This is a genomic window from Nocardia sp. NPDC057668 (genome assembly GCF_042799795.1).
GTDB lineage: Bacteria > Actinomycetota > Actinomycetes > Mycobacteriales > Mycobacteriaceae > Nocardia.
This window is the reverse complement of the sequence record NZ_JBHVIC010000001.1, coordinates 1,444,460-1,470,184: the sequence shown is the minus strand read 5'-3', so window position 1 is coordinate 1,470,184 and position 25,725 is coordinate 1,444,460. Positions and strand designations below refer to the sequence as shown.

The following is a 25,725-nucleotide window of genomic DNA, read 5'->3' as shown; positions in this document are numbered from 1 at the left end:
GCACCTCATGTCCGACACCGTCAGCAGCAGTGCCGATTTCGCTGCCCGGGACGGCGATATCGCCGTCGTCGGCATCGGCGCGCGCTTTCCCGGCGCCGCCGATCTGGCCGAGTTCCGCGCGAACCTGCGCGCCGGGCACGACGCGGTCGGCCCCATGCCCGCCGAGCGCATCGCCGCCACCGGCCTGGATCCCGCCGCCGGGTACCTGCCCATGGGCCACCTGACCGAGATCGAGCAGTTCGATCACCGCTTCTTCAACCTGTCCCGCCGCGAAGCCTCGGTGATCGACCCGCAGCAGCGCATCGCCCTGTCGCTGGCGCAGCGGGCCGTCGAGGACGCCGGGTACCCGATCGCGCACCTGGCCGCGAGCGATACCGCGGTTGTGCTCAGCGCCTCGCAGTCGAGCTACCACGCCTTCGCCGTCGATCCCGGACCGCTGAGCCTGCTCGGCAACGCCGGATTCGCCGGCGCGGCCCGGATCGCGCATCTGCTCGGGCTCACCGGACCGTGCTACAGCGTGGACAGCGGTTGCAACAGCGCCCTGGTCGCGGTGCACCGGGCCTGTCGCGAATTGTCCGGCGGGGACGCCGATTACGCGCTCGCGGGCGGAGTGTCGGTGCGCGTGCCCGGCACTCCGTCCTGGGGCGGCGGCGTCTTCACCGAGATCCTCTCGCCCGGCGGCCGTTGCCGGGCCTTCGACGCCGACGCGGACGGCACGGTCGGCGGTGAGGGCGGTGCGGTGCTGCTGCTGACCACCGTGGCCCGGGCTCGCGCCGATCGCGCGCCCATCCACGCCGTCATTCGCGGCAGCGCCACCCTGCACAACGGGCACGCCGCGGCCACCATCAGCACCCCCAGCGCCACCGCCCAGGCTCGGGTCATCGCCAAGGCGTGGCGATCGGCCGGGGCGAGCACCGCGGCGGCGGGCTATCTGGAGACGCACGGCTCGGGCACCCGGCTCGGCGATGCCATCGAATTGGAAGGCATCACCGCCGCTTTCGGTGATCACCCGCTGCTGCCGATCGGTTCGGTGAAGACCAATATCGGCCACCTCGACCACGCCTCCGGTATCGCGGGCCTGGTCAAGGCCGTGCTGGGCGTCGCACACGCCGAGCTGTACCCGAGCCTGCATTTCAGCAGGCCGACCGGCGACATCGATCTCGCGGCCGCCCGTATCGAGGTGCTGACCGCGGCCCGCCCGTGGCCCGGCGACGCACCCCGGATCGCGGGGGTGAGCTCGTTCAGCCTCGGCGGCAGCATCGCGCACTGCGTCGTGGCACAACCACCCGCCGAACCCGCCCGCCCGGACCGGGGCGCGGATCGGCCCCGCCTGGTCGGCATCTCGGCGCGCACCCCGCGAGCCCTGGCCGCCTTGACCGCCGATCTCACCACCGCCCTGTCCGCACCGGAGCCGCCGGCCCTGGACGACATCGCCTTCACCCTCGGCGTCGGCCGCGCCCACTACGCCCACCGGTACGCGGTAACCGCGTCGAGCACAGCGGATCTCGTGCGGCGACTGCGGGCACTGCCGCCCGCCGACCGCACGGCCGCGACCCGCCCGCCCCGGGTGGTGCTGCTGCTGTCCCCGGACGCCCAGCCGATACCGGTCGATTCCGGCGCGGCCCTGCCCGCCCAGCTGCCCGCGACCGGCGCCACCGCGGCGGTGCTGGCGGGCCAGTGCGCGATCCACGATCGCCTGCGCGACTGCGGCATCGAGTTCGCCGCCATCCTCAGCGCCGGCTCGTCCCGCTTCGTGTCCCGGTACCTGCTCGGTTCGCGGGCCGAGGTCACCGCCGCCGAGATCGAGGGCGCGGCCGCGACCGTGGACATCGAACGACTGGCGCACGCGGCGCGCACCCTGACGACCCAGGGCCCGGTCGTCTTCCTCGAACCCGCTCGCGGGGGCCGGCTCGGCCAGCTGCTCGCCGCCGAACTGCCCGAGGCCGAAATCATCGGCCCCGCCGACGATTCCGCGGGTCTGCCGGGCCTGCTCGGACAGCTCTACACGGCCGGGGTCGATCTCGACTGGGGTGCCTTCGCACCGGCCGACGCCCGGCGTATCCGGTTGCCCGGGCATCCGCAGCTCACCTCCCGCTGCTGGATCGACATTCCCAGCCACTGGCATACCGGCGCACAGCCGCCCGCGGACACCGCGGCCGCGTCCACCTCCGTCGTGGCATCCACGGCCGCCGGACCTGATCCGGACCGCTGGCTGCGCGCCACCCTGGGCGAATTGCTCGGCGCGGACACCGATCTCGACGGCGACGCCGACTACTTCGAGCTGGGTGGCAATTCCATCATCGCCGTGCAGCTGGTGGAACGCATCGAGGAGGCCTTCGGCTTCCGCCCCAAACTCCTCGATATCTATGAGCGGCCCCGGCTTTCGGAGTTCAGCGCGCTGCTGGCCGCGGGCGCCGGCCGCGCCGCGGTGCCCGCGCGCGCGGCGATCCCGGCCCTGGTGGCCCATGACGAGCCGGTCATGTCCTCGGGGCAGGAACGGATGTGGTTCCACCACCAATTCGATCCCGGCACCACGCTCTACAACTATCCGGTGGTGCAGCTGCTGCGCGGCGGCATCGACATCGATGCCCTGCACGGCACTTTCGAGGATCTGGCCGAACGGCACGAGACGCTGCGCTACAACTTCGCCGAGCAGGACGGCACGCCGGTGCTGCGGATTCGGCCCCGGCTGGGGGAGTTCTTCCGCCGCGTGGACGTCTCGGCCGCCCCCGATCCCACCGCGGCCGCCCACGAACTGGTCCGTGCCGCGGCGCAGCGGCCCTTCGACCTGGCGAACGATCCGCTGGTCCAGGTGCTGGTGATCACCATCGCGCCCGAAACCCATGTGCTCCAGCTCAGTTGCCACCACGCCGTCACCGACGGGGCGACGCCGACCATCCTCGCGCGCGAGATCCCCGAGCTGTACGCCGCGCGCCGGGCGGGCCGCCCGCACACCCTGGCCCCGCTGCCCATCCGGTACCGCGACTACGCCGCCTGGCACCGCGAACTGCTGGCCGGTTCGGCACTGGATCACGAACTCGCCTACTGGACAGCGAAACTGGCGGACGCGCCACTGCTGCACCTGCCGACCGACTTCCCGCGTCCGGCCCGCAAGACCTTCGTCGGCGACCTGTACCCGTTCACCATTCCCGGTGCGCTGCTGAACGATCTGCGCGGCCTGGCCCAGCGCGAGTCGGTGTCGCTGTTCGTGGTGCTGCTCAGCGCGCTGTACCTGACCCTGGCCCGGCACAGCGGTCAGCGCGACATCGTCGTCGGCACCCCGACCACCGGCCGGGGGCGGCGCGAATTCGACGATCTCATCGGCTATTTCAACAGCACCGTCGCCCTGCGCGCCGACTTCGGCGGCGATCGCGAACTCCCCGAACTGCTGGCCCGGGTTCGGTCCGTGGTCCTGGAAGCCCTCGAACACCAGCAGATTCCCTTCGACCGCGTGGTCAACGCCCTGGTGGAGCGGCGCGATCTCGCCCGCACCCCGCTGTTCGACGTCCTCTACATCCACCAGGTGACCCCGCGCCTGAAACGCGTCGACGAGGCCGCCACCGAACTGTTCGACCCCGATCACTCGGCCGGTCACGAGTACGGCGGATTGCCCACCGGCACCGCGAAATTCGATCTCACCCTGGTCACCTTCGAGTTCACCGACGACCCGGACGCCGATATCGGGGCCTGCTGGGAATACAGCACCGAGCTGTTCACCCGGCAGACCGTCGCCCGGGTCAACGCCGATTTCCTGCGCATCCTCGAAACGATGGCCGAGGCCGCGGTGAACGCCGTCGCGCCGCCCGTCCTGGCCGCCCTCATCGACGATCCGCGCGCCCGGACGCCGGAAACCCAGGTGCCCACCGACTTCCCGCGCACGGGGCTGACGAGCCACACCCTGGATACGGTGTCGGACACCGTGCGGCCGGCGGAGGTGTACTCCGAATCCGCGCTGCACGACACGGCCCTGGCGGCCTTCGCGGTGCTGCTCACCTGGTACACCGGCGCCGATCGGGTCGCGATCGGGCTGCCGGAAACGGTTACGGGACAGCCGGGTACGGCCGAGCTCGACCTGAGCGGCGATCCGACCTGGACGGGCCTGCTCGAGCGGGTGGGCGCGGCGGCGCAGGCTCCCGCGGTCGGCGGCGCACCCGCGGCGGTGAGTTTCCACGGCACGTCGACCGGCCCGGTCTCCGCCGAACCTCGAACCGAACTGGCGCTGTCCTGCACCCGGACGCACCCCGGCACCGTCGTGCTGCGCCTGCACTACGCGGCCGAACTGTTCGAACACGCCTCGGCCCTGGCCATGCTGGCCGATCTGCGCAGGCTGTTCGAAGCCCTGCCCGCGCGGCCGGCCGCCGCGGTCCTCGAGACCGCGAGCGCGGCCCTCGACAGCGAATTGGAGGTGATTCCGTGAGCACCGAAACCCTGGTCGGCGTCGTCGGCGCGGGCGTGATGGGAACGGGTATCGCACAGTGCCTGGCCCAGTCCGGCATTCCGGTGGTCGTGGTGGAATCCGACGCGACCGCCATCGCCCGCGCGCAGCGGGAACTGCGCTCGGCGCTGCGCCTGGCCGCCCTGCTCGGGCGCGGTGCGCGCGGCACGACCCTGGAAGCGGTCTCCGGGCGGATTCGCTGGTCCGCCGACCTGGCCGAGCTGTCCGAGGCGAGTTTCGTCATCGAATCGGTGACCGAGCGCATCGATCTCAAGCGTGAGATCTTCGGCGCGCTGGATCGGCACTGCCCGCCCGGCACGATCTTCGCCACCGGCACCTCCGCCGTCCCCGTCGCCGATCTGGCCGCCCGCACGAACCGGCCCGATCGGGTGCTCGGGCTGCACTTCATGAACCCCGCCCCGCTGACCGAGGTGGTGGAGGTGATCACCGGCGCGCAGACCGCCCCCGGCGCCCTGGCCCGCGCGCTCGCGCTGCTCGACGCCCTCGGCAAACAGGGCATCGTGGTCGGCGACGGTCCCGGGTTCGTCATCAATCGGATCCTCATGCTGTGCATCGCCGAAGCCGCCGAGGTCACCGCCACCGGCGTCGACGCGGACACCGTCGACGCCTTGTTCGAGGGCTGCCTCGGGCACCGCATGGGCCCGCTGCGCACCGCCGACCTCATCGGTCTCGACAATGTGCTCGACACCCTCACCGTGCTGCGCGAGACGACCGGCGACGATCGCTACCGCGTGCCGGGCCCGCTGGCCGATCTGGTGGCCGCAGGCCGCTTCGGCCGCAAGACCGGCGGGGGATTCCATGACTACGCGTGAGACGACCGCGCCCGCGGCGGCGATGCCCGCGGGCCTGGCCGATTCGCCCCTGCTCGACGGCCTCGCCGGGCTGGGCTCGCTGGCCCGGCGCAGCGGCGGGGTGGCGGCGGTGGTGCTGGCCGGACTGGCGGTGCACGCGCACCGCCGCACCGGTGCGACCCGCGTGACGGTCGGCCACCGCTTCGGCGCGAACATCCTGCCGGTCGCGGTCCCGCTGCGCCCGCTGGAGAGCTTCGACGTCATCGCCAAGCGCGTGGGCGCGGAGTTGCGCCGCGGCCGCGACGAGACCCGCGCCGGGGGCACACCGGACGAGCCGCCCGCATTGATTGCCGCGCAGCACGATTCCGGGTGGCGCGCCGAGGTGCCGCGCGCCGAGCAGCCGGCGTTCCTGCGCCTGTTCACCGCGCTCCTGCTCACCCCGGCCACGCCGATAGCCCACCTGGACATCGTCACCCCGGATGAGCTGCGCAGGCTGCGCGAGATCAACGACACCGCGCACGACATCGGCGACGGCGCGGAGCCGGCGGTGATGACCGCGATCACCGCGCAGGCACGGGGCGACTTCGACGCGGCGGCACAGGACGACCCTGCGGATGTGGCATCGGGCGTTGCGGCGGCGCAGCGTGACGCTGCGGCAGTGGCACCAAGTGTTTCTGCGGCGGCGATAAAGGGTGTTTCGGCGGCAGAGCGGCAGAGCCTTTCCACCGCAACGGCTTTGGACGGATTCGAGGCCGCGGTCCGGCGGCAGCCCGGGGACGTCGCGCTGGTGCTGGGCGATCGGACCCTCACCTACGCGGAACTGCACGCGCGCGCCGAGCGCACGGCCCGCTGGCTGCGCGGGCAGGGCGTCGAGCCCGAGGCGGTCGTGGGGCTGGCCCTGGACCGGTCGATCGAGGCCATCGTCGCCACCTACGCGGTGCTGCTGGCGGGCGGGGCGTACGTGCCCCTGGACACGGCCCAGCCACCCGAACGCCTGGAACGCATTCTGCGGGTTGCCCGTCCGCACTGCGTGCTCAGCGACGGGCGCACCGACTTCGCGGCCGCGGGTGTGCCCGTGCACCGGATCGGCGACCTCGATCTCGACGCGTCCGACGACACCCCGCTCACCCCCGGCGCTCGTCCGGACAATCTGGCCTACCTCATGTTCACCTCCGGATCGACCGGGGCCCCGAAGGGCGTCGCCGTCACCCACGCCGCGCTCACCGCGCACCTGGCCTGGATGACCCACCACCTCGGCCTGGACCGCACCGACGCGGTGCTGCAGAAGACCCCCGTCACCTTCGACGTCTCCATCTGGGAACTGTTCTGGCCCTTGCACATCGGCGCGCGCCTGGTCATCGCGCCACCGGGGGCCCAGCAGGATCCGGCGGAGCTGGCCCGCCAGATCACCGCCCACCGCGTCACCACCGTGCAATTCGTCCCCTCGACCCTGACCGCGCATCTCAACGCCACCGCCGAGGTCCCCGCCGGGCTGCGCCGGGTGCTGCTCATCGGCGAGACGCTCACACCCCAACTCGCACAGCGCTTCACCGCCGCGAGCCCCGCCGAGTTGCACAACCTGTACGGTCCGACCGAGGCGACTGGCGCGGTCTCGGGCTACCCGGTGCCCGCGGGCCCGATCGCGCACGTCCCGATCGGCGGGCCCGGCTGGAACACCCGCGCCCACGTCCTGGACGCCGCCCTGCGTCCGGTGCCCGACGGAACCGACGGCGAGCTCTACCTCGCGGGAGTTCAGCTGGCCCGGTGCTATCGGGACGACCCGGCCCGCACCGCAGCGCATTTCGTCGCCGACCCGTTCGGCGCCGGCGGCCGCCTCTACCGCACCGGCGATATCGTGCGCTGGAACCTGGCCACCGGTGAACTCGATTACGTCGGCCGCCGCGACTTCCAGATCAAACGCCATGGCGTGCGCATCGAACTCGGTGAGATCGAAGCGGCCCTGGCCGCCTGCGCACCGGTCGCGCAGGCGGTGGCCGTGCAACGCGCCGAGGGCCGCGTCATCGGCTACGTCGTCCCGGTGCCGGGCCGGGTGTGCGCCGAATCCGCACTGCGCCGCGAACTCTCGGACCGGCTGCCCGCCGCCATGCTGCCGGACGACTTCGTGGTGCTGGACGCCCTGCCGATGAACCCCGCGGGCAAGGTGGATCGCGCGGCCCTGCCCGCGCCCACGGCGCAGGTCTCTACCCGTGCGCCGCGGACGCCCGCCGAGGTCGAGCTGGCGGCGGCCTTCGCGGAGGTGCTCGGCCGCGACGGCGTCGGCGCCGACGAGTCCTTCTTCGCACTCGGCGGCGACAGCGTCATGTCGATCCTGCTGGTGTCCCGCGCCCGTGCCCGCGGCCTGCTGTTCACCGCCCAGCAGGTGTTCGAGTTCCCCACCGTCGCGGGTCTGGCCGCGGTCGCGACCGGCGAAACAGCCGACGTCCCGGCGGAATTGCCCGGCGGGGGAGTGGGTGAGGTGCCGCTGACCCCCGCGATCGCGGCGTTGATCGCGCACGCCGGATCGGCGGGCCGTGACGCCCAGGCCGGCTTCCGCCGCTACGCCCAGACCATGGTCCTCGAGCTGCCCGCCGGCCTCGCCGCGGCCACCCTGCACGCGGTCCTGGGCGCGGTCCTGGATCGTCACGAGATGTTGCGCGCCCGCCTCTACCGGGACGCGAGCGGAACGTGGCGGCTGTTCGCCGACCCGGTCACGGCCGTCGACCTCGGCGCGATCCTGCGCCGGGTCGAGATGCCTATCGACACAAGCGATTCCGAGCGCGTCGAGATCCTCGCCCGCGAGTTCGACGCCGCCGCCGATCGCCTGGATCCGGCGAACGGTCTCGTACTCCAAGCCGTCTGGCTCGAGCCCGCCGACGGCGGTCTCGGCCGACTGCTGGTGGTCGTGCACCACATCGCCGTGGACGGCGTGTCCTGGCGAATCCTCGTGCCGGACTTCATCTCCGCGTGGACGCGGATCGGCGCGGGCGCCCCCGCGACGCTGCCCGCCGGTGGTACCTCCATGCGGCGGTGGGCGCACATCCTGCACGAGCAGGCGGTCACCGCGGACCGCGCCGCGGAGCTGGAGCACTGGCGGGACCTGCTCACCGTTCCGCAGCTGCCGTTGGCCGGCCGCCCCCTCGACGCCGCCATCGACACCGCGGCGACCGTGCGCCGGATCCAGGTCGACCTCGACGAGACCGCCACCACCGCGGTGGTTTCCACCATTCCGGACCTGTACCGCACGACCGCCAACGTCGCGCTGCTCACCGCGCTCGCGGTGGCCGTCACCCGCTGGCGGCACACCCGCGCGGACACCGGGAGCACGCTGCTCGTGCACCTCGAAGCGCACGGCCGCGACGCCGAAGTGGCTCCGGGCGTTGACCTTTCCCGCACCGTCGGGTGGTTCACCGCGGCCTTCCCGTGCCGTTTCGATCTCACCGGCATCGACCTGGACGACGCCCTGGCGGGCGGCCCGGCCCTGGGCGCTGCCGTGCGGGCGGTGAAGGAACAGCTACGCTCGATCCCCGGCACCGGCCTGGGCCACGGTCTGCTGCGCCACCTGAATCCGGCGACGGCGGGCGAGCTCTCGGCCGAACCGGCCCAGCTCGCCTTCACCTATCTCGGTGCGATCGCCACCATCGGCTCGGGCCCCTGGCTGCCCACCGGCGAGTTCACCGCACCCGCGGCGCTGCCACCCGCCACCGCGCTGTCGGTCGACGCCCTGGTCGCCGATCACCGTCTGCGGGCGGGCTTCTCCTTCCCCGAGACGCTGTTGCGCGCCGCGGAGATCCACGCGCTCACCGGCCTCTGGTCGAACGCGCTCGCGGCCCTGGCCCGGCACAGCGTCCTCCCCGGCGCGGGCGGGCACACGCCCTCGGATTTCCCGCTGGTCACGCTCACCCAGCACGACATCGACACGCGCACGGCGCGATTCCCCGGCCCGATCGACATCTGGCCCCTCACCCCGATTCAGGACAAGTTCGCCCGGTACGCCCTGCACGAGGTCGACACCGTCGACCCGCACACCATGCAGCTGCTGCTCACCGGCACCGGCGCTCCGGACCTGACCCGGCTGCGGGCCGCCGCCCAGCACCTCGTCGACCGGCACGCGACCTTGCGCACGGCGTTCGTCGACACCGCCGCCGGACACCCGGTGCAGATCGTCACCGCGGCCGCGGCGGTGCCCTGGCGGGAAATCGACCTGCGCGCACGGCCCGGCGAGATCGACGCCCTGCTGCTGGACGAGCAACTCCGGCCTTTCGATCTCGAGACCCCGCCGCTGCTCCGATTCCTGTTCCTGCGCGTGGACGACACGCACTGGCGGCTGTCGGTCACCAATCACCGCCTGCTGTTCGACGGCTGGTCCTTTCCCGTGCTGATGCGCGAACTGCTCGTCGCCTACGCCGCCGGTCCCGAGGCGGCCCCGGACGACGCCGGAATCTTCCGGGCCTTCCTGCGCTGGCGGAGCGAACAGGACGACCGGGCGACCGCACGGGCCTGGCGCGCCGAGCTGTCCGAGCCGAGCGCGCCGACCCTGCTGACCGCGCCCGGAGCGGAGCCCCCCGACCCCGCCGTCCCGCAGGCCGAGCACCGGAGCACGCTGGCCGGGGCTACAGCCCGCGGATTGTCCAGGCTGGCAACCGAAGTCGGCGTCACCCTCAACACCATCGTGCAGACCGCGTGGGGCCTGGTGCTCGGCGAGCTGACCGGCGAAACCGACGTGCTGTTCGGCACCGTGGTGTCCGGGCGGCCCGCGCACCTGCCCGGCATCGAATCCGCGGTCGGCCAATTCATCAACACCGTGCCGGTGCGCGTGCGGTGGGATCCGGCCCGGCCGATCGGGGTCCTGCTCACCGAACAGCAGGCGGCCCAGGCCCGGCTGCTCGATCACCAGTACGCCGGTCTCGCGGAGATCGAGGACGCGGCCGGTGTGCCGGTGCGGGCCGCGTTCGACACCCTGCTGCTGTTCGAGTCCTATCCCGTCGACGTGGAAAGCCTCTATGCCGCAGCGGCATTCGACGATGTCGCGCTCACCCGCCTGGAATCGCGCGAGGCCACCCTGTTCCCGCTCATGGTCACTTTCTGGCCGAACGACGGTCTGCACCTGGCAGTCAACTGGCACCGGTCGCTGGTGCCCGCCGACGTAGTCGCCCGCGCCGTCGAGCACCTGCACACCGTCCTGGACCTGCTGGCAGCGCCGGGGTCCGCCGAAACCACCGTCTCGGCGCTGAACACGAAGGGCCGCAATGTCTGAACACAGCCACCCCCTGACCGTCGCGCAGCAGGAGGTGTGGGCCGGAGCGGTACTCGACGAATCCGGCCGCAAATATCTCAACGGCGGCTACGTACACATTCGGGGACGGATCGACGTCGCGATCTTCGAACAGGCGCTGCGCACGGTCATCGCGGGCAGCGAGACCCTGCGCGTGCGAATCGACGCGACCGGCCCCGAACCGCGCCAGCTCGTCACCGAGCTCGCGGACTGGCCGTTGCGCCGCGGGGACTTCAGCGCCGAGCCCGATCCGATGGCCGCGGCCCTGGCGTTCATCGATCACGAACTCACCAGGCCCTTCGACATGGCGGCCGCGCCGCTGTTCGACCATCACCTGCTCGATCTCGGCGCAGCGGGCCACCTGTGGAGCGTGCGAGTTCATCACGTCATCTGCGACGGCGCGTCCTCGCTGGCCATGGTGCGCCGGGTGGCGAGCGTCTACACCGAACTGCTTGCCGGGCAACCGGTCTCGGAAGCCGTCTTCGACACGGTCGCAGCCCTGCTCGACGCCGACACCAAATACCGTGCCTCGCACCGGTATGCCGGCGATCGAGAGTTCTGGTCCGGCCGCCTCGACGGCGTCGGCGAAGCGCCCGCCTTCACCCAGCCGCCCGTCCCCGAACACGCCGCCGAACCGATTCGGCACTCCGGATACCTCACCGCGGAACAGTGGCGGCGGGTCCGCGCCGGAGCCGACCGCTTCGACGTGAGCTGGCCCGCCCTGCTGGCCGCGACCACCGCGCTGCTGCTGCACGCCGACACCGGGGCGCGCACGGTGGTGCTCGGGTTGTCGGTCCCGGCCAAACGGTCCTGGCACGCCTTCGGCATGACCTCCAACGTGGTGCCGCTGCGCCTGGACATCGATCCCGCGGGCACCGTCGGCGACCTGGCCCGCGCGGCCCAGACCGAGTCCCGAATCATCCTGCGGCACCAGCACTATCGCTGGTTCGACATGCTCACCCACGGACTGGTCCCGGACAATCTCGGCTGGGCCGCCGGTCCCATGCTCAACATCCTGCCGATGGCGCGGGAACTGGCCTTCGGCCCCGTTCGCGGCACCCTGCACCACATTTCGGCCGGCGCGCCCGCCGACTTCGGGATCGGCGTCTACGACAACGGCGACGGCCCGCTGCGCATCGACTTCGACACCGCCTCCGATCGCTGGCCCGCGGCCGATCTCGCGATTCGGCACGACCACTTCCTGGCCACCCTGACCGCCGTCGCCGACGCCGCCGACGACCAGGTGCTCGCCGGCATCCGCAGCGGCCGCGAAGCGGACGGCGCGATCGGGCGCGGACCCGTGATCGAGATCGGCGACCGGCCGGTGGCAGCGGTTTTCGAAGCGGTCGCGCGCGAGCATCCGGACCGCCCCGCGCTGTGGGCAGCGGGCGGCGAGCACACCTATCGGGAGCTCGATGCCCGGGCCAACCGGCTCGCGCACCACTGGGCGCGGGAGCACGACGTCCGGCTCGGCACCCCGATCGGCATCGGCCTGCCGCGCTCCCCGGAGCTGATCGTGGCCTTCCTGGCCATCCTCAAACTCGGCGCGCTGTGCGTACCGGTGCACGACGACGATCCCGGCGAACGGGTCGAACAATTGATGCGGCACACCGGAACCCGGCTCCTGCTGCGCGCGCACGCCGACATCGTGGCGGCCGAGCGGGCCGCACGGTCGTGCCCCGAGACCGATCCCGGCTGCGTGATCCCGATGGATCTCCCGGCCTGGCTGATGTTCACCTCCGGCTCCACCGGCATGCCCAAGGGTGTCGAGATCACCCACCGGGCGCTGGTCGAGCGGGCACTGGACAGCATCGGCAGCGGCCCCGAACACGCACGGCTGCTGTTCCATTCGCCCTACAACTGGGACATCGCGGCGTACGAGCTCTGGATGCCGCTGCTCACCGGCCGCACCGTCGTCATCGCACCCCCGGGCCGGCTCTCGGCGGGTGACTTCCGGGACGTGCTGGCCGCGGGCGAGGTCACCGCGGTCTTCCTCACCGCGGGACTGCTCCAGGTGCTGGCCGAGGAGATCCCGGACAGCCTCGGGCGGCTGCGCGTGCTGTCCTCGGCGGGGGACGTGGTGCCGCCGGACGCGGTGCGCGCGGTGCACGCCGCCGGGCCCGAGGTGCAGATGCTCAACCACTACGGTCCGGTCGAGGCCACCGCCTTCGCCACCGCGCAGGTGATCGCGGACGCCGGGGACGGCGACGAGCCGCTGCCCATCGGGACCGCGGTCGACAACACGATCGTGCTGGTGCTGGACACCATGCTGCGACCGGTGCCGCGCGGCGCCGTGGGCGAGATCTACCTCGCCGGTGCGGGATTGGCGCAGGGCTACCACCGGCTGCCGGGGCTGACCGCGCAGCGCTTCGTCGCGGACGTCTCCGGGGCACCCGGCGCGCGCATGTACCGCACCGGCGATTACGGCCGCTGGGACGAGCGCGGCGCATTGCGTTTCCTGGGTCGCGGGGACCGGCAGGTCAAGATCAACGGCATTCGGGTCGAGCCCAGCGAGGTCGAGGCGGCGCTGCGCCGCGCACCCGGGGTCACCGCGGCCGTGGTCACCGTCCATCGCGGCCGTGCGGGAAAGTCGTTGCACGCCTACGTGGTCGCCGATACCGAGATCGACCCGGTGCGCTTCCGGGCCGAACTGGCGCTGTCCCTGCCCGGCTACCTGGTCCCGACCGCGATCGTGCAGATCCCCGAGCTGCCGATCACCGCCCGCGGCAAGGTCGACCGCAACGCGCTGCCCGCGCCGGCCGACACCGCCGGGGCGCAACCGGCGCGCACCCCGCGCCAGCAGATCCTCGCGGGCCTGTTCGCCGCGGCCATCGGCGTGGAACGGGTCGGGATGCACGACGACTTCTTCCGGCTCGGCGGTAATTCGCTCTCGGCCATCCGTCTGGTCGGCTCGGTCACCGAGACCATGAACACGGTGGTGACCCTGCGCGATGTCTTCGAGGCGCCGACCGTGGCAGATCTGGAACGCCGCCTGCTCGATCGGCACGGCGACCCGGTCGCCGCGCGGCCGCGGCTCGGCGAACTGCCCCGGCCCGCCGCGATCCCGCTGAGCCCGGCCCAATTGCGGCTGTGGACGGTCAACTACCTGAGCGAGGGCCGGGCCGACTACCTGCTGCCCGCCGCACTCGACCTGCACGGCGACATCGACCCGGACGCGGTGCGCGCCGCCGTCGACGATGTCGTGCGCAGGCACGAGGCGCTGCGCACGGTGCTGCCGTACACCGCGGCCGGTCCGGTCCAGCGGATCGCCGAGTTCGCGCCCGGGGCAACCGATTTCGAGGTGATCGAGATCGGCTCGGAAGCCGCCGACGCGGCCGTGGCCGCCGAGACCCGGCGCGGCTTCCGGCTCATGACCGAACCGCCGCTGCGCGTCCGGCTCTACCGCCTCGCCCCGGACCGGCATCTGCTGCTGGTGGTGCTGCACCACAGCGCGGGCGACGGGGAGGCCATGGTCACCCTGTTCCGCGACATCGAATTCGCCTACCGGGCAAGGGCTCTGGGAAGCGAGCCGGAATGGGCCGCGCCCGCGGTGCAATTGGCGGACTACACGGTGTGGCTCGAGAGCGTCACCGGGAACGAGGCCGATCCCGCCGGCACGGCCCACCGAGCGGCCGCGTACTGGAACACCGAACTGGCGGACCTGCCCGCCGAAGCCGCGCTGCCGACGGACCGGCCGCGCACCGAGCGCACCGACAGCTCGGTCGGGTCGGTGGCGCTGGCCCTGTCGCCGCACACCCACGCGCGCGTGCTCGATACCGCCCGCCGTTGCGGCGCGAGCACCTACACCCTGCTGCACGCCGCGCTGGTGTGCGCGCTGCAACGGCTCGGCGCGGGGCAGGATCTGCTCGTCGGCACCGCGCTGAGCGGGCGCGACACCGAGGAACTGGATTCGGTGCTCGGCTGCCTGGTGCACACCGTGCTCATTCGCACCCGCACCGCCGAGACCCGGACCTACCGCGACCTGGTCCGACAGATCCGGGACCGCCTGCTCGACGCCCACGAGCACAAGGAGTACCCGTTCGACCGGCTGGCCGAGCGCCTGCGCCCGGCCGGGGCCGCGGCGAACCATCCACTGCCGCAGATCATGACCACCTACTCCCGCGATATCGAACCCGCCGGCGACGACGCCGGGCTCGGCGTGCGCCTGCGCACCCTCGCCCAGCACCGCATCGAATTCGAGCTGCTGCTGGACCTGCGGGAGATGGTGACCGGGGTGGGCGCGCCCGGCGGCATTCGCGGTGATCTGCGCTACGCCGCCGAACTCTGGTCACCCGAGACCATGAATGCGCTGGCCACCGCCATGACGGAGGCCCTCGAGGCGATGTGCGGCGATATCGGCGCCGCGGTGCTGCCGGCGGAACAGGTGGCCGCCGGCTAGCCGAATCGGTCTCCGTCCCAACGGATCACACCGCGTCGAACAGGTAGCCCCCAATTCTTGGGTGAAGTGAATTAATTTCAAAGTTCGAAGTGGTGTTCCCGGACGCGCTAGTGTGCGTGCGGCAAGTTGCGTTGGTGAGAGGTAAATCGGATGTTCGGCGTCGGTGGACGGTGGCTGTTGTGTGCCACGGTGGCCCTGCTCGCGGCCACGGTGCCGAATGCGGGAGTCGTGCGGGCGGATCCCGCTCCCGCGGGACACACGCTGGTGGTACTCGGCGACTCGTACGCCGCCAACCCGGCGTGCGACGCGGTGATCGTGAAGTGCGTCGATCCGGCGAAGACCGGGCTGGCCTCCTGCCTGCGCGGCCCGACCTCCTGGCCGCTCGAACTGGCCGCCCGCATGCGGCTCGAACCGGGCGACGTCACGAACAATTCGTGCTCGGGCTCGACCATCGACACCGGCCCGACCACCGCGAACGGCGAAGAGGTCCGCGGCCGGGACGGTTACACCCTGGCGCAGCAGACCCTGAACGCCGCGCAGAACGGCGCGTTCGGGTCGAACACCGCGGTGGTCGCCATCCAGATGGGCTTCAACGACTCCTGGCCCCGCGACGCCACCCTCGCGCCCGCCGCGAACCTGGTGTTCACCTGCGTCTTCAACGTCGTGCAGGGCTGCGACGAGAACGCCGTCGCCGAGGGCCGCTGGCCGGACCCGGACTCGGTCAACGGCGCCGCGTACGCCGATCGCGTGCGCAAGGTCGTCGACTTCGTCAAGTACTACGCCCCCAACGCCCAGGTCATGCTGGTCGGCTACCCCGAGGTGCTCGCGCCGAACGACACGGCCTGGTGCTTCGACGCCCTCGGCATCGTGCGCTGGGTCCAGCCGCAGGCGCGCGCGATGGTCGAGTTCTGGAACCGGCTGCAGAGCGCCCAGCGCGACGCGGCCGCCCTGCTCCAGATCGGTTTCGTGGACGTGCTCGAGGCGACCGCGGGCCACGGCCTGTGCTCGGCCGATCCCTGGTACACCGACTACCTCGATCCGCGGAACACCCTGTCCGGGTTGCCCTTCCATCCCACCCCGCCCGGGGACGCCGCCGTGGCCGCCACGGTCCACAGCCAGATCACGCGGACCCGCTGACGGTTCGCACTCGCCCGGCGGTCGTGTGCCGCCGGGAGCTCTTTCGGAGATTCGATGACCCTGACCCAGACCGCCGCCCCGGCGCCCGCCGTCGCGCCGCCACGCTTCGCCTGGCGCGGGGTGCTGCTGGTGTCCGGCGTGCTCACACTGATCTGGTCGGTCTCCGCGGCTCGCTTCCAGTACGCGGGCGACGAGCTGTACTACCTCGCGTGCGGGCGGCGGCTCGCGGTCAGCTACGCCGACAACGGCCCACTGGTCCCGCTGATCGCGAGGCTGTGCGATCTGATCGCGCCCGGTTCGGAATTCGCGCTGCGGGTCCCGGGCCTGTTGATGCTCGTGGTCGCCTCGGCGCTCGCGGGCGCGGTGGCCTGTGAACTCGGCGCTCGGGCCCGGCTGCAGATGCTCGCCGCCGCGGGATTCGCCGCGTCCCCATTGGTCTTCGCCTTCACGGTGCTGACCAGCGTCTCGTTCGACATCGCACTGCAGGCGCTGATCCTGTGGCTGCTGATCCGCTGGGTGCGGGTGCGCCGCGACCGGCTGCTCGTCGCCGCCGGGGTGGCCGCGGCGATCGACGTCCAGGACAAATGGCTCGTGCTGCTGCTGGCCGCCTGCGTCGGCGCGGGCGTCCTGGTCGCGGGACCGCGCGAGATCCTGGGCAGGCCGGCCCTGTGGCTGGGCCTGATCATCGGCGCCGCGTCCATGACGCCCGCCCTGCTCTGGCAGGCCACCCACGACTGGCCGCAGCTGGCCACCAACGAGGCCATCGCGCAGGAGAACAGCGCGGCCGTCGCGACGGTCGTCGCCATCATGGTGACCACGGGATTCCTCGGCGGCGGGCTGGGCCTGCTCGGCCTGTACGGCCTGGCCCGGGAGCCGAGGCTGCGCCCGTACCGGTTCCTGCTCATCGCCATCGCGCTCATGCTCGTCCTGGTGGTCGCCGCCCACGGCCGGTCCTACTACGTCGCCGGACTGCTGCCCGCGCTGTTCGGCGCCGGCGCGGCCACCCTGTCCGGACTGCTCGGCGTCCCGGCCACGCGCGTGGCGTGGCGTCGTACATTCGTGACCCTCACCGCCCTGGCCGCGGCGCTGACCGCGTTCGTGGCGCTGCTGCCCTTCCCGCGCAGCTGGATCGTCCAACCGCCGCGGCCGCCGCTGGGCGCGCTGCAGCACTACGGCAACGACTACTGGTCCGACCTGGCCGACGCGGTGCACGAGGTGACCGCGAACCTGCCCGCCGCCGACCGCGCGAATGCCGCGATCGTCGCCTCGTCCTACGGTCAGGCCGGGGCCCTGGACCACTACGGGCAATCCGGTTGGCTCCCACCGGTGTACAGCCCGCACCGCGGGTTCGCCGGATTCGGCCCGCCACCGGACACGACCGGCACGTTCGTGTACGTCGGCCACGAGACCGGGCGCGAGCAACGCGAATTCCTGGCCGCCTTCACCGACACGACACTGGCACGCCGGGTGCACGATCCGCTCGGCATCGGCGGGCAGAATTTCGGCATGGCCATCTGGATCTGCCGCGGCCCACGGGTACCCATGTCCGAGGCCTGGCCCACGCTGACCTATATGGTTGCTCCACCGACACCGTAAACACCGGTGCCGGTGCGACATTCATCGCTGTCGCCTCTTCGCCACGCCCCGGGGGGTGTACGCGGGCGGGCCTGGTAATCGAGGGAATTGCATTGATCAGTCTCAGGACCCGGGGCGTTCGCCCGCGCCGGCTCGGACCGGCCGTCGCCGTCGCCCTGCTCGCCGCGACGGTCTCGATGGGCGCGGTGGGCGCTCCCGGCTCGGCCCAGGCCGACCCGGCCGCCGAGGAGGGGCGCACGCTGGTCGTGCTGGGCGATTCGTTCGCCGCCAACCCCGCCTGCGACGGGGTGCTGGTCAAATGTGAAGGCGACAAGAACGCCTCGGCCTACGGCTGCTCGCAGCGCGACACCTCCTGGCCCGTGCAGTTGAGCGTGCTCATGGGCGTCGCCGGAACCCCGGACTTCGAAAACGCCACCTGCACCAACGCGTCCATCGATACCGGACCGGTCACCTCCACCGGCGAGGAGCTACCGGGCCGCGACGGCTACACCCTGTCGCAGCTGGCCATCAAGGCCGCGGCCAACGGCGCGTTCGGCCCGCGCACCAAGCTGGTCGCCCTGCAACTCGGCGCCAACGACGCGTGGCCGCGCGATTCGGCCACCGCCGCCGACGCGCCGACCCAGCTGATGTGCGCCTTCAACATGGAGCAGGGCTGCGACGTCGACACCGCGGCGGCCCAGGACCGCTGGCCCCGCCTCGACGCCATCACCGGCCAGGCGTACGCCGAGCGCGTACGCAAGGTCGTGGACTACGTGAAGTACTTCGCGCCCAACGCCCGGATCCAGCTCGTCGGCTATCCCGAACTGGCCCCGGCCGATTCGACCACCTGGTGCCTGGACGTGGCCGGCGTCGCCCGCTACGTGCAGCCGCGCGCCGGGGCGATCGACGAGTTCTGGAACCGCCTCGACGCCGCCGAACGCGAAGCGGCCCGGCTGCTCTCGATCGACTTCGTCGACGCCCGCGCGGCCACCGCCGGCCACGGGCTGTGCTCGGCCGACCCGTGGCTGCTGGGCGTGCTGGACCCGAAGGTGAACCTGGTCGGCCTGCCGTTCCACCCGTCCCCGCGCGGGGACGCCGCGGTGGCGGCCGCGGCGTTCGCCGGCGTCGGCTAGCGGCCGCCCGGCCGGGCCGGGGGCCGCACACCGCGGCGCAGCTGATCGAGATAGGCGTTGTACGCGCGCAGTTCGTCGTCACCATGGCGGTCGGCGTACTTCTCGGCGATCGCGTTCTCGCGCGTTTCGTCGCGCCGCCAGCGGATGGCGAACACGATCACCACGATCAGCGCGACGGGTTCGCCGTACGACCAGGCGAGCCCGCCCGCGAACTTCTGATCGGCGAGCACGTCCAGGTTCCAGGCCGCGGGCGGGTCGGTGAACAACCCGATCATCGGCGCCGGGGCCATCATGAGGATGACGCCGATGAACACGTGCAGCGGCATCTCCACGAACAGATCGAAGAACCGGCCGAGGTTCGTCTGCCGCACCGGCAGCGGCCCGGTCGACAGCACCGGCACGACGAACAGGATGCCGCTCGCCAGGAAGAACACCTGCAGCAGCAGATGCCCGCCGAACGATGTCCCGAGCACGTCGAGCACATCGGTCAGATAGACGCCGTAGTAGCTGATCAGGAACACCGTGATGGTGACCCCCGGATGCAGCAGCACCCGTGCGGCCCGGCTGCGTAATCCGTTGAGCGCCAGCGCGACCGCGATCCGGCCCGCGCCCCGCCGCGGGGCGGCCCGCAGCAGCAGCACCCCGGGCGACCCCCAGACCAGCAGCGGCGGCACCACCATGGACAGCGTCAGGTGCGCGAACATGAAGGCGCTGAACACCTTGTACCCGTAGCCCTCGATCCCCAGGCCGGTGACCATCGCCAGCACCAGGCAGCCGCCGAGGAAACACGCGGTCCGCCACCACGGCCACCCTCGCCCGGTCGTTCGTCGTAGCCGGATCACCCCGGCCACGTACATCACCGCCGTGACTCCGGCGAGCACCGGGAGCACCGGCAGCGGTTGCGGGTCCCACGCCAGCATCGCCCCGAATGACGGGGGAGCGGTGGGCAATTCGATGAGGCCGCCGAGATGGCGCAGGCCGCTCACGGCCGAGGTCTCCGCGCTACTCGGCGAGTGCGGCATCGATGGCCCCGATGAATTCGTCGGCGGAACTCGGGCGCAGCTGGACCCCGTCGAGGAAGAAGGTCGGCGTGCCGCGCACACCGAGGGCGCGGCCGTCCTCGAAGTCCTGCCGCACGCGGTCCAGCGTCGCGGGATCGTTGTAGTCGGCCTCCCAGCGTGCGATGTCCAAACCGAGTTCCTGTGCGAACACACGGAATTCGGCGTCCTTGGCGACCCGCTGCTCACCCCAGCGCGCCTGATTGCGGTACATGGCTTTGTACATGCCCTCGAACGCGCCCTGCGCGGCCGCGGCCTCCACCGCCCGGGCGGCCCGCTCGGCGTTGAAGTGCGAGGGAATCGGGAAGTAGCGCACGACGAAGTTCACCCGTCCCGCGTACTTGGTGCGCAGATCCTCCACGAGCGGGAAGGCGGCCGCGCACGCCTCGCATTCGAAGTCGAGGAATTCGACCAGCGTCACCGCGTCGGGTGCCGCGGTGCCGAGCCGATGACTGTTCTCGCGCACCAGCAGTCCCGGCACGTCGGCCGCGGGCACGGGTGCGGCGGCGGGGACGGCCGCCTTGCGCTCATAGTTGATCGAGATGACGACCACGGTCGCCGCGCAGAGCAGGGCGACGATCACCGCCGCGATCATCGGATTCCTGGTGCGCCGAGCGCCCGTCTCGGTTCGGGGAGCGGTGTTTTCGCGCCCGGCGGCACGGAAGATGCGTGACATGGGTGTCCCTACTGCGGAGCTCCGCGTGGCGGAGAAGTGTGGGGGAGGGCGCGGGAAGCGCCGGTGACCGAACGGTTCCGGGGCATGCGCGGATACGGCGCGGCGACCGATGGCCGTCGCCGGCGCGCGGCACACCGCGGTTCACCGGATTCGTGTGGGGGCACGCCGAATTCGCGCGCCCCGGCGTCGGCTCACCCTCGGGGTCGTGCGAAAGGCCCCGTGGTCTCTACGTCCGCAGCACGCAGAGCATGGCCAGGCTGTACGCCCGGCGCGGTCGCCGCCCGGCCGGGATGTCCGGCGCGGCGCGTGAGTGGGCGGGCCGGAACACGACCGGCCCGTACGTCCCGGCGATCAGCAGCAACGCGGCGATCAGCACCGCTACACAGAGGGCGGCCACATCGACCGGCACATCGAAATCCGCTGCGGGCCAATCAACATCGAGCGCACCGCCGCCGACGGCGAGGAGGTCGGCTCCGCTCGGCGGCAACCCCGCATCGGTATCCGCCCCCGAGGCGCCGTGCATGCCCGAGTGCAGCGCCGCGTTCGCGGTCCCCGCCTGATCCAGGCACGGGGAACTCTGCAGCAGCGCGAGCCCGATGAGTACCGCGAGCACGGCGAGCACGCGCACGAGCCCGGCTCGCGCGCTCACCCCGCGATCTCCGCCGCTGCGCACGGCCCCAGGGTAATGGGTGCGCTCGCGGCCGTTGCCCGGGGTGCGCCGCCCCGCCGGCTACCGGGCGCGCTCGTCCACGTACGCCTGCAATCCGTCCAGGATGCGGCGCAGGCCGAAGGTGAAATGATCGAAGGCGCCGAAGGCGTCCTCGGACAGTCCCGCCATCGTGGGATAGTTCCCGGTCGCCATGGCTCGTTCGATGTAGGGGACCTGCGCGGTCCAGAACTCGTCGTCGGTCATGCTGGTCTTGCGTTCGGCGTCCCGCTGATACATCTGGCCGCGGGCCGCGCCGATCACATAGTTGTCGATCATGATGATCGCCGAGATCAGTTCCGGGTCGGGCAGACCCATCGGCGTCAGCCGGGTGACCACGCGTTCGAGGCTCTCGATTGCGCTGGGGCCCAGCACCGGTCGCGTTTGATTGACCTGGATGAGCCACGGGTGATCGCGGTACAGCGCGAGGGTGCCGTGCGCCAGCGCCTCGAGCGCCGCCCGCCACCCCTCGCCGAGGAACTCGGGATCGTAGGGGCGCTGGACCCGGTCGAGCATGAGATCCAGCAGCTCGGCCTTGCCCGGCACGTAGCGGTACAGCGACATCGCGCCCCTGCCGAGTTCGGTCGCCACCCGCCGCATCGTGACCGCTTCCAGCCCTTCGGCATCGGCGACGGCTATCGCGGCCTCGACGATCTGGTCCAGCGTCAGACCGGGTTTGGGCCCGCGGCTGGGCCTGGGCGCGGAATTCCAGAGCAGGTCGAGGGTGCGGCTCAGGTCGCCGCTACCGCTGGCCTCGGTCGTCATGGAGCTCAGCTTAGCCGCTTGGCACCGAACTGGGTACGTTGTACTCTAATTCGGGTACAACGTACTCAGTTTCAGGACGCACAGGTCCAAGGGGAGAAGAAGTGAACGACCACGCCATTCGAGCCGAAGGGCTCGAGAAGCGATACGGGGACAAGCGAGCCCTGGACGGATTCGATCTGACCGTGCGCCGCGGCACGGTGCACGGGTTGCTCGGGCCGAACGGCGCGGGCAAGACCACCGCCGTGCGCATCCTGTCCACCCTGGTGCGGCTCGACGGCGGCCGCGCCACCGTGGCGGGACTGGACGTGGCGACCGAGCCACGAGAACTGCGGGCGCGCATCGGTCTCACCGGCCAGTACGCGGCCGTGGACGAGGTGCTGACCGGCCGGCAGAACCTCGAAATGTTCGGCAGGCTCTTCCATTTGGGCGGCCGGCTCGCCAAGACCAGGGCGGGTGAACTACTCGAGCGCTTCGACCTGACCGACGCCGCGGACAAGGGCGTGGGCGAGTACAGCGGCGGCATGCGCCGCCGGCTCGACCTGGCCGCGTCCATGATCCTCGCGCCGGAGGTGCTCTTCCTCGACGAGCCCACCACCGGACTCGATCCACGCAGCCGCGGCGAGGTGTGGGAATCGGTGCGCGCCTTGGTCGCAGACGGCACCACCGTGCTGCTGACCACGCAGTACCTGGAGGAGGCCGACCGCCTGGCCTCGCACATCACCGTCATCGATCGGGGCCGCGCCATCGCCGACGACACCGCGGACCGGCTCAAGAGCAGCGTCGGCAGCGATCTGCTCGAGGTGGTCTCGCACACCGCCGATCTGCGCCTGATCGCCAAGGTTCTCGACCGCGTGAGCGCGGGCGAGCCCGAGATCGACGAGGCCGCTCACGTGGTGCGGGCGCGCGTCACCGATCGCGTCGCCGCCCTCACCGCGGCCGCCCGGACACTCGAGGACGAAGCCGTACCCGTCGATGACATCGGCGTGCGCCGTCCCAGCCTGGACGACGTGTTCCTGCACCTGACCGGGCACCGCACCGGCGTCGAGACGGAGGCCGCACGATGAGCACACTCGATTCGATCCCCGCCCGCTCCCGGGCCTACTGGGCGGTGGCCGACAGCTGGAACGTGGTGCGGCGCGGGCTGACCCACTATCAGCGCCAGCCGATCAACATCGCCTGGCAGCTCGGCTTCCCGATCCTGTCGGTGCTGCTGTACGGCTACGTGTTCGGCAGCGCCATGAGCGTGCCGGGCGGTGGCGACTACCGCAGCTTCCTCATGCCCGGCATGTTCGTGATGACCATGGCCTTCGGCTTCATCAACACCGCGACGGTCGTGGTCCATGACGCCACGAACGGCGTGATCGACCGCTTCCGGTCCATGCCCATGGCGTCCTCGGCCGTGGTGGCCGGGCGCGGGATCACGGACCTGATCCTGGCCTGCGCGGAACTTCTCATCCTGATGCTCACCGCGATGGTCATCGGCTGGCGGCCCGAGGGCGGAATCCTGGGCGGCCTGGTCGCTTTCGCGCTGCTGCTCTGGTTGCGGTTCGCGCTGATCTGGCTCGGGGTCTGGCTCGGGCTCATGGTGCCGAACCCGGAGGCGGCGGGCGGGCTGTTCGCCGTCGCCTTCCCGCTCACCATGATCTCGAGCATTTTCGTTGCCCCGCAACTGATGCCGAGCTGGCTCGGCGCCATCGCGGCCTGGAACCCGATCTCCTCGACCTCCGCCGCCACCCGGGAGCTGTTCGGCTCCCCGGTCGGCAGCGGTGACACGTGGGTCGAACAGCACGCTCTGCTGATGGCGGTCGTGTGGCCCGCGGTCCTGACCGCGATCTTCCTGCCGCTCGCGGTCCGCAGGTTCCAGGCCCTGAGCCGCTGAGTGCGTGTCAGCCGGCGGAACCGGCCCCCGGCTCCAGGCGCAGCGAGATCGAGTTGATGCAGTACCGCTTGTCCGTGGGCGTGTCGTAGCCTTCGCCTTCGAAGACGTGGCCGAGGTGGCTGTGGCAATTGGCGCACAGCACCTCGACCCGGCGCATGCCGAGGGTGTCGTCGGCCTTGAGGATGACCGCCTCGGACTTGGCGGGATCGAAGAACGAGGGCCAGCCGCAGTGCGAATGGAACTTCTCGCTGCTGCGGAACAATTCGGCTCCGCACGCGCGGCAGGCGTAGACGCCCTCGGTCTCGGTGTCGGTGTATTCCCCGGTGAACGCGCGCTCGGTGCCCGCTTCCCGCAGTACGCGGTACTCGTCCGGGCTCAGCTTGGCTCGCCATTCCTGCGGGGTCAGCTGGATGCGCGGTGCCGGTAGCGAAGTATCAGCGTCGGAACTCATGGTTACACGCTAATACTTCGCGCGGGCGCGTGCCCGAATCAGGTGGTGACGGGTTCGGGAACAGCCGGGCGGGGCTGGTCGGCGCGCACCGGCTCGGGCCGCGGCTCGGGTTCCGGTTCGGGATGCATCCACGCAGGATCCAGGGTCTGCCCGTCGCGCAGGCGGCCTTCGCGGCGCGCCGACAGGTACCGCTCGCCCAGCACGCAGAACACCACGATGAGCAGCAGTCCCCAGCCGAAGGTGGTGCGCAGGTACTCCATGGTGCGCCCGGCGCTCTGCCAGCGGTCCGAGAGCCACTTGTCGTAGGACAGGAATCCGAAGATCGCCACCCACGCCGGCCAGTTGCGCAGCGTCGAGTTCTTCAGCACCACGGTCATGATCATGGGGAACAGGAACATCGAGTAGTACATCTGCCCGAGCGAGCCCAGCAGCAGCGTGCCCGCGATCAGCAGACCCGAGGCGGTGCAGACGAAGAAGACCTCGTCGTCGCGGTAGTACCGGTACAGCAGCCACAGCGAAATCAGCACCAGCACACCCATGGTGATCCGGATGACCCAGGTCAGCCAGTCCGCGACGCCGTAGTATCCGGCGTTGCCGACGATCGCGCTGTTGAAGTAGTCCCGCGATTCGCTCAGGTACGGCAGCGTGTGCTTCCAGAACTGGGTGTAGTCCACGATGAGCGGCCAGGCCGCCAGGTTCAGCACGACCGGAACGCCCAGGGCCGTGATGAAGATCTTCCACTGCCCGCGGGCCAGCGCTATCAACAGCAGCGGCGCGAGCAGCGGGCCCTTCACCGAGATCGCCAAACCCATTGCCACACCGGCCCATAGATCCCGGCGCGCCAGCATGAACCGCAGGAACACCATCATCGCCAGCAGCAGGCAGCCGTTGATATTGGTGAAGATCAGTGTGTTGGTGACGGTTTCGGAGGAGAACATGGCCAGCAGCAGTGCGGGCGCGGCCACCGAGTTCAGCGTGAAGTCGAACATGCGCAGCAGCAGATAGCCGGCCAATATGATCGCCGCGGCGTTGAGCCCGATGAAGGCCCAGCGCGACTTCTCCGGATCGATCAGGGCCAGCGGCGCGATGATCAGCGTCCCACTGGGTGGATAGAGATAGTGCGGATCGACGGAGTCGAAATTGGCGCCGTAGATGGGCCGATGGTTCAGAAACGCCAGCGATGCCTGGTAGACCGGCCGGTAGTCATCGGTGATGTACCCGTTGACGGCCTTGATGATCACGCGGTTCAGCACGGTCAGGACCGCTAACGGCCACAGGGCGAAGTTCAATACCTCGGCGGTGGTACGCGCGGTTCGGGGCTCGAGCTGGCGAAGGAACACTCGGGCACGGTACACCGAAAGGCACGGTCACGGGTGCGCGGACCCGCCGAAACCATGCCGTGGCGCACACCGGACCCGCCGGTCGTA

Annotated in this window: 15 protein-coding genes; 9 read left to right on the top strand and 6 right to left on the bottom strand. The window is 71.3% G+C overall.

Annotated elements, in window-relative coordinates; translation table 11 throughout:
- The first annotated feature begins 7 nt into the window (after nucleotides 1–7).
- The 7 genes from ACFVBH_RS06730 (at nucleotide 8) to ACFVBH_RS06700 (ending at nucleotide 18,763) form a co-directional block, all read left to right on the top strand.
- The gene (locus ACFVBH_RS06730; RefSeq protein ID WP_379000419.1) at nucleotides 8–4,417 is read left to right on the top strand and encodes a condensation domain-containing protein; all 4,410 of its coding nucleotides are present in this window, start codon (nucleotides 8–10) and stop codon (nucleotides 4,415–4,417) included.
- Nucleotides 4,414–5,268, top strand: a complete 855-nt coding sequence (locus ACFVBH_RS06725) for a 3-hydroxyacyl-CoA dehydrogenase family protein (protein ID WP_379000417.1) — start codon at nucleotides 4,414–4,416, stop codon at nucleotides 5,266–5,268. Before ACFVBH_RS06730 ends, ACFVBH_RS06725 begins: the two co-directional genes overlap by 4 nt.
- On the top strand, nucleotides 5,255–10,501 hold the full coding sequence (locus tag ACFVBH_RS06720) for an amino acid adenylation domain-containing protein (protein WP_379000415.1): 5,247 nt from the start codon (nucleotides 5,255–5,257) through the stop codon (nucleotides 10,499–10,501). The genes ACFVBH_RS06725 and ACFVBH_RS06720 overlap by 14 nt, the downstream gene beginning before the upstream one ends.
- Nucleotides 10,494–14,918: an amino acid adenylation domain-containing protein gene (locus tag ACFVBH_RS06715; RefSeq protein WP_379000413.1), complete on the top strand. Its 4,425-nt coding sequence runs from the start codon at nucleotides 10,494–10,496 to the stop codon at nucleotides 14,916–14,918. The genes ACFVBH_RS06720 and ACFVBH_RS06715 overlap by 8 nt, the downstream gene beginning before the upstream one ends.
- A gap of 150 nt (nucleotides 14,919–15,068) precedes the next feature.
- Nucleotides 15,069–16,055: an SGNH/GDSL hydrolase family protein gene (locus ACFVBH_RS06710; protein ID WP_354984202.1), complete on the top strand. Its 987-nt coding sequence runs from the start codon at nucleotides 15,069–15,071 to the stop codon at nucleotides 16,053–16,055.
- A gap of 54 nt (nucleotides 16,056–16,109) precedes the next feature.
- The gene (locus tag ACFVBH_RS06705; protein WP_354984201.1) at nucleotides 16,110–17,651 is read left to right on the top strand and encodes a glycosyltransferase family 39 protein; all 1,542 of its coding nucleotides are present in this window, start codon (nucleotides 16,110–16,112) and stop codon (nucleotides 17,649–17,651) included.
- 92 nt (nucleotides 17,652–17,743) lie between these two features.
- Nucleotides 17,744–18,763, top strand: a complete 1,020-nt coding sequence (locus ACFVBH_RS06700) for an SGNH/GDSL hydrolase family protein (RefSeq protein WP_379000410.1) — start codon at nucleotides 17,744–17,746, stop codon at nucleotides 18,761–18,763.
- Here ACFVBH_RS06700 and ACFVBH_RS06695 read toward each other — a convergent pair.
- The 4 genes from ACFVBH_RS06695 to ACFVBH_RS06680 form a co-directional block, all read right to left on the bottom strand.
- Complete coding sequence (locus tag ACFVBH_RS06695) at nucleotides 18,760–19,683, bottom strand: cytochrome c oxidase assembly protein (RefSeq protein ID WP_354984237.1); 924 nt, start codon at nucleotides 19,681–19,683, stop codon at nucleotides 18,760–18,762. The two genes, ACFVBH_RS06700 and ACFVBH_RS06695, sit on opposite strands and share 4 nt — an antisense overlap.
- An 82-nt stretch (nucleotides 19,684–19,765) precedes the next feature.
- Nucleotides 19,766–20,497, bottom strand: coding sequence for a DsbA family protein (locus ACFVBH_RS06690; RefSeq protein WP_379000407.1), 732 nt, complete (start codon nucleotides 20,495–20,497; stop codon nucleotides 19,766–19,768).
- A 226-nt stretch (nucleotides 20,498–20,723) separates the two neighbouring features.
- Nucleotides 20,724–21,170: a hypothetical protein gene (locus ACFVBH_RS06685; RefSeq protein ID WP_379000404.1), complete on the bottom strand. Its 447-nt coding sequence runs from the start codon at nucleotides 21,168–21,170 to the stop codon at nucleotides 20,724–20,726.
- A 57-nt stretch (nucleotides 21,171–21,227) separates the two neighbouring features.
- The gene (locus ACFVBH_RS06680) at nucleotides 21,228–21,968 is read right to left on the bottom strand and encodes a TetR/AcrR family transcriptional regulator (RefSeq protein WP_379000401.1); all 741 of its coding nucleotides are present in this window, start codon (nucleotides 21,966–21,968) and stop codon (nucleotides 21,228–21,230) included.
- 101 nt (nucleotides 21,969–22,069) lie between these two features.
- Here ACFVBH_RS06680 and ACFVBH_RS06675 point away from each other — a divergent pair, with 101 nt between their 5' ends.
- The gene (locus tag ACFVBH_RS06675) at nucleotides 22,070–23,032 is read left to right on the top strand and encodes an ATP-binding cassette domain-containing protein (protein WP_379000398.1); all 963 of its coding nucleotides are present in this window, start codon (nucleotides 22,070–22,072) and stop codon (nucleotides 23,030–23,032) included.
- Nucleotides 23,029–23,847 (top strand): ABC transporter permease, encoded by an 819-nt coding sequence (locus tag ACFVBH_RS06670; RefSeq protein WP_379000396.1) that lies wholly within the window; start codon nucleotides 23,029–23,031, stop codon nucleotides 23,845–23,847. Before ACFVBH_RS06675 ends, ACFVBH_RS06670 begins: the two co-directional genes overlap by 4 nt.
- A gap of 7 nt (nucleotides 23,848–23,854) precedes the next feature.
- On the opposite strand, the gene msrB is transcribed toward ACFVBH_RS06670, so the two are convergent.
- On the bottom strand, nucleotides 23,855–24,298 hold the full coding sequence (gene msrB, locus ACFVBH_RS06665) for a peptide-methionine (R)-S-oxide reductase MsrB (protein ID WP_354984194.1): 444 nt from the start codon (nucleotides 24,296–24,298) through the stop codon (nucleotides 23,855–23,857).
- Nucleotides 24,299–24,336: 38 nt separating this feature from the next.
- Entirely contained in the window at nucleotides 24,337–25,638 is a 1,302-nt protein-coding gene (locus ACFVBH_RS06660) for a glycosyltransferase family 87 protein (RefSeq protein WP_354984193.1), read from the bottom strand.
- Between the last annotated feature and the right edge of the window lie 87 nt (nucleotides 25,639–25,725).